The 5516-nt window shown below is 35.2% G+C and carries 4 protein-coding genes; all 4 read left to right on the forward strand.

Annotated elements, in window-relative coordinates:
• A partial coding sequence (locus tag AC1DND_RS24645) for a beta-L-arabinofuranosidase domain-containing protein (RefSeq protein ID WP_477585195.1) occupies positions 1–1731 on the forward strand: 1731 nt, incomplete at its 5' end.
• 257 nt (positions 1732–1988) lie between these two features.
• Positions 1989–2912 (forward strand): TonB-dependent receptor plug domain-containing protein, encoded by a 924-nt coding sequence (locus AC1DND_RS24650; RefSeq protein WP_477585196.1) that lies wholly within the window; start codon positions 1989–1991, stop codon positions 2910–2912.
• Positions 2899–4698: a TonB-dependent receptor gene (locus AC1DND_RS24655; protein WP_477585197.1), complete on the forward strand. Its 1800-nt coding sequence runs from the start codon at positions 2899–2901 to the stop codon at positions 4696–4698. The genes AC1DND_RS24650 and AC1DND_RS24655 overlap by 14 nt, the downstream gene beginning before the upstream one ends.
• Positions 4699–4776: 78 nt before the next feature.
• A partial coding sequence (locus AC1DND_RS24660; protein ID WP_477585198.1) for a hypothetical protein occupies positions 4777–5516 on the forward strand: 740 nt, incomplete at its 3' end.

A 5516-nucleotide genomic window follows, 5' to 3' on the forward strand; every position in this document is an offset into this window, starting at 1 on the left:
CCTTACTGGGTTGATGGTCTTTTGCCATTAGCTTATATTATGAAGGACCAAAAATTAATCAACAAGGTGCAACCTTGGATTGAATGGACTCTTGCTTCACAAAAAGAAAGTGGCTACTTCGGACCTGACACGGACCGTGGCCCAGAACCAGGATTGCAACGAGATAACGCAAAAGATTGGTGGCCAAAAATGGTGGTGCTGAAAATAATGCAACAATATTATTCGGCAACTAACGATAAACGGGTAATCCCATTTTTGACGAACTATTTTAAATACCAACTGAAAGAATTACCTAAAGATCCTTTGGGGAAATGGACCTTTTGGGGAGAACAAAGGGGAGGTGATAATTTGATGGTGGTGTATTGGCTTTATTCTATAACAGGTGATAAATTCTTATTGGAGTTAGGGGAATTGATTCATAAACAGACGTTTGATTGGACTGATGTATTTTTGAATCGAGATGATCTATCCCGTCAGAATAGTACACACGGTGTTAATTTGGCTCAAGGTTTTAAAGCACCAACGATTTATTCTCAAGCCAATAAAGATCTGAAATATGCACTTGCTCCTAAAAAAGCAATAAATGATATGCGAAATACTATTGCTTTTCCAACAGGATTATGGGCTGCCGATGAAATGTTACGTTTTGGAAATCCAACACAGGGCTCTGAATTGTGTACGGCCGTAGAGATGATGTTTTCACTTGAAAATATGCTTGCAATTACTGGTAATGTGCAATGGGCGGATCAATTAGAACGTATCACGTACAATGTTTTACCTTCTCAAATTAGTGCTGATTTTAATGAAAGACAATATTATCAGCAAATCAATCAAACTTCGATGACAAAGGAATCTAGAAATTTTGTGACCTCTCACAGTAACACGGATAACTTGATGGGATTGCTTACTGGATATCCTTGTTGTACCACCAATATGCACCAAGGCTGGCCTAAATTCACTCAAAATCTTTGGTATGCCACGGCAGACAATGGCATTGCGGCATTGCTTTATGCACCTTCTGAAGTAATAGCAAAGGTAGCAAACGGAACGAATGTTAAAATTACTGAATTTACAGATTATCCATTTAAGGAAAGCATGAAATTTCACTTTCAATTTGTAGATAAAAAAGTAAAACAGAGCAGTTTTCCATTTCACCTTAGAGTTCCTGCTTGGTGCGAAAATCCTGAGCTTTTCCTGAATGGTAAAAAACTTGAAACTTTGGTTCAAGCCGATAGGATTTTAAAAATAAATAGAGTTTGGAATAACGGGGATGAATTGACCGTGAATTTCCCGATGAAAGTATCCGTGAGTTATTGGTATGACGGAGCTGCAGTTATAGAAAGAGGACCACTGTTGTATAGTTTGAAAATGAATGAAAAATGGGAGCAAAAAAACGACCCGGTTAAGTTTGGTAATTATCACGAAATAACTTCGGATTCACCTTGGAATTATTGTTTGATGGGAAAATACCTGAAAGCCGAAAAACTTCAAGAATCGGTTACTGTAACTCAAAAGAAAGAGATCGCTCGATATCCTTGGACTTTACAAGACGCACCTGTTACGCTGAGTATAAAAGCAAGACGATTACCATGGGGAGAATATAAAGGATCACCCGGACCGATTCAATATTTTTCACAAATGGGCGACAAGTTGTCCGATGAAGAGGAAACTATTAAATTAATTCCTTTTGGGTGTACAAAATTGAGAATTACAGAATTTCCTGTCCGTTGATTCTGATTAATTAATAAAAACTATTGCAGGGCCTTTAAAAAAAAGATTATCTAAAAATTTTATAAAAACCTTAAACTATAATAATAACTAAAAAAACCATTAAAAATTATGAAGAAAAAGACAATAAAGGGAGAAATACCCTTAGAATCAAAATTATATATATATGATTGAAGATGAAATGTTTTACAGTTATGATTGGTATGGCCAAGTTGCCTTAAATGCCGAAATTATTATTTAAATAAATAAAAAAAATAACTATGTTAAAAAAAATTAAATTTATTTTATTTGCACTTTGTGCTGTGCACATGAATATTTACGCACAACAGACAAGTGTAAAAGGGAAAGTAGTTGACGAAAATAAAAATCCGATTCCTAGTGTTAACGTTGTTGTCAAAGGTACTCCCCATTACACGATTTCTGATAATGATGGAAATTTTACAATTTCCGTTGAAGATAAGCAAACGCTGGTTTTTTCATCTATTGGTTTTGACAACAAGGAAGTTGTATTTGATGGCAAAGCTTTAGGTAGGATAGTGATGACTAGCAAGTCTAATTCTTTAGATGAGGTTATAGTTACTGGGGTTGCCAAAGGGACTGCAGTTAAAAAACTGGGTTTTTCAATAGAGAAACTAACAGAAAAACAACTTAAGCAAGTACCTGCAAATGATGCTGCCCTTGCAATGCAAGGAAAAATGGCGGGAGTGAGAATGGTGGCTAGAAGTGGTGAACCAGGTGCAGGCTTTGACATTCAATTGCGAGGAGCAAAATCTATTACAGGCGGATCAAGTCCATTAGTTATTATCGACGGTGTTTTAGGTGCCGATTTGAATAATATTAGTTCAGATGACATTGCTTCAATTGAGGTTTTAAAAGGTGCTGCTGCATCTTCTTTGTATGGTTCTCGTGCTGCAAATGGTGTTGTAAATATCACGACAAAACGAGGATCATCAATGAGTGCAGGTAAGGTTGAGGTTGATGTTAGATCAGAGTATGGACAAAATTCTTTAGGATTTGTACCAAAACAATCAAGTGCAACTAACCGCATCGTTCAAAACGGTGTAGTAACTTCGGATGTATCTCCAGATCAAATTTACAAGAATCTTTATCCAACAACATACGATCATATAAAACAATTTTTTAACCCAGGAGGATATCAAACGAATTACGTTGGTAAATGTTAATACATTAACTGATGCTGCACCAAATCCATTGTATACAATAAACAATACCAAAAATACAAATACGGGTAAAACATTAAATTCTTTTTCTAGTCTTAATTACGATTTTACGCCTGATTTATACATTAAGGCATCTTATGGGGTAATACAGAATACAGGCTCATCATTCTATATGCAACCTAAAGGAACGTTAGACTATTATCTAAATGAAGGGATTGGTAGCATTAACCGGTCAATGTATGAAAGTAAAGATAAAAATATAGCATTTGAAGGATCATATATTAAAAAGATAGGTAATTTTAATACTGTTAGCAAAGCCCAGTTTTTATATGAATCTTCAACTTATAATAACTTATCTGGATCAGCATCCCAATTAGCGCTGGGAGGGTTTGATTTGACAACTCTTAATGCAGGTGCAATACCTTCGGTAAACTCTGCTATCACGTCAACGAATGCCTATAATTATTCATTAATTTCTGCCGTAGATTACAAATCTAAATATATAGTTGATGCTTTAATACGTCGTGATGCTTCTTCATTGTTTGGTCCAGACGTTAGATGGCAAAATTTCTACCGTGTTTCAGGAGCATGGCGTATCTCTGAAGATTATAAAATAAAAGGTATTGATGAATGGAAATTACGTTCTTCATTAGGAACGGCTGGTTTAAGACCTCCTTTCGGCGCAATCAATGAGACCTTCGCACTTAATCAAGGTGTTACCGGAAATCAAGAAACTTTAGGTAATTCAAAATTAAAACCGTCTTTCTCAAAAGAATGGGAAATAGGAACTGATATTAGTTTCTTGAAAAGATTCACCTTGAACCTTAACTATTCATATACAAATAACACGGATTTGATACTTAAAGTTCCTGTTAGTCCACTTTCAGGCGCTGCTTATCAATGGCAAAATGCAGCTGCTATGAAATCAAATGCATATGAAGCTACATTGAGCGCTAATATTCTTCAAAAAACTAATTGGAGTCTTGATTTTAAAACAACATTCGACAAGTATACCCAAAAGGTAACTCAATTAAATGCGACACCTTATTTTATTGATGGAACTCGTTTTATAATCCAGAAAGAGGTCGCTTTCGGAACACTTTTACTAGATAAGTTTGCACATAATTTGAATGAGGTTGCAAACCAGGTTCCTGTTGGCACATCAGTTAATGAAATATTTGTGGTTAATAATCAAGGTTTTGTGGTTAAACGTGACGCAATAGGAACTATAAATGAAACGCCTATAAAAGTGACCGATAATAATGGTGTTGCATTACCGGCTGCTTCAATAAATACAACTCCAGATTTTACAATGAACTTCAATACCACTCTTACATACAAAAAATTCACGTTTTATATGTTATGGAGTTGGCAACAAGGAGGAGCGGTTTATAATCACTCGGTTCGTTATATGACGGAACCAAAGTTATTTGATCAATCAAGTTTGGCTCTAAATGAGCAAAAATCGGCAACATATTATGGCAATGGTGGTCAATATTCAGGATTGTTAGGTTGGGACAATGATGCGTTGGTATTTGATGGAACATTTGTAAAACTTCGTGAGGTGTCTTTATCATATGATTTGAAAGTAAATAGTTTAAAGTTTGTAAAAAATATTCGTTTTAACCTAGTGGGTCGTAACCTGTTAGTATTCACTAAATATCCAGGATTTGACCCAGAAACAGGATCAAGCCAAGGAGGTGTGGATGCGGGCACTTTTAGATTTGATAGTAACAATCGTTACCCTTCTCCAAGATTGGTAAGTGGATCAGTTTCTATAACATTTTAAATTAGATAATTATGAAAAAAATTCTTACAGTACTATTGGCTATAATAGCCATATTCAATTTCACTTCTTGTCGTGATTTTGAAAGTAATTATACAAGCATTATTATATGGTAATATTGCATTGCTTTATGACAAGGCATACTTGTTTACAGATAAAGATGATGCATTGACATTTGATTATAAAGCAAATACAAAATCGTCTAAAGAGGTTATGGCTTTTGCAATGGGGCAACTTGATAATGCAATTAAAATAATTCAAGGAGACCCTTTAGATGGTGATTATAGCGAAATAATACCAGGTCAGACTTTTAATAAAGCAACACTTCTTCAGTTTGCCAATTCTATGGCTGCTCGTTTTTTGGTAAACAATGCACGTACTCCAGCTGAAAATGCACAAACTGATTGGGCAAAAGTAGCGCAGTATGCACATAATGGATTACAACAAAATTTTTCTGTTCAATACAAACAGGGATGGAGAGGAAAAGTAATGACTCGTGATGAAGGATCTAACTATTTTTGGCTACATAATGCACAATATATTAGAGGAAGTCAATGGCTTTTACACCTAATGGCTCCAAATGATCCAAACTCAGTTTACCCTTTTCCTAATGGTGTAAAGCGTTTGCCTCCTATCACTAATTGTCCAGACGCTAGATTAAATAAATATTTTACAGATTCTGATGATTTAGGAYAATGGTTTGGTTTTGGTCGTGCGACTCGTGTTGGTTTCGGAACATGGATTATGTCTGAATATAGATATACGCGATATTTTGATGTAGTATTCAATGAAACAGGATCTGTAGATCATTTCTTAAAAGC

Source organism: Pedobacter sp. 01N416 (genome assembly GCF_056399685.1).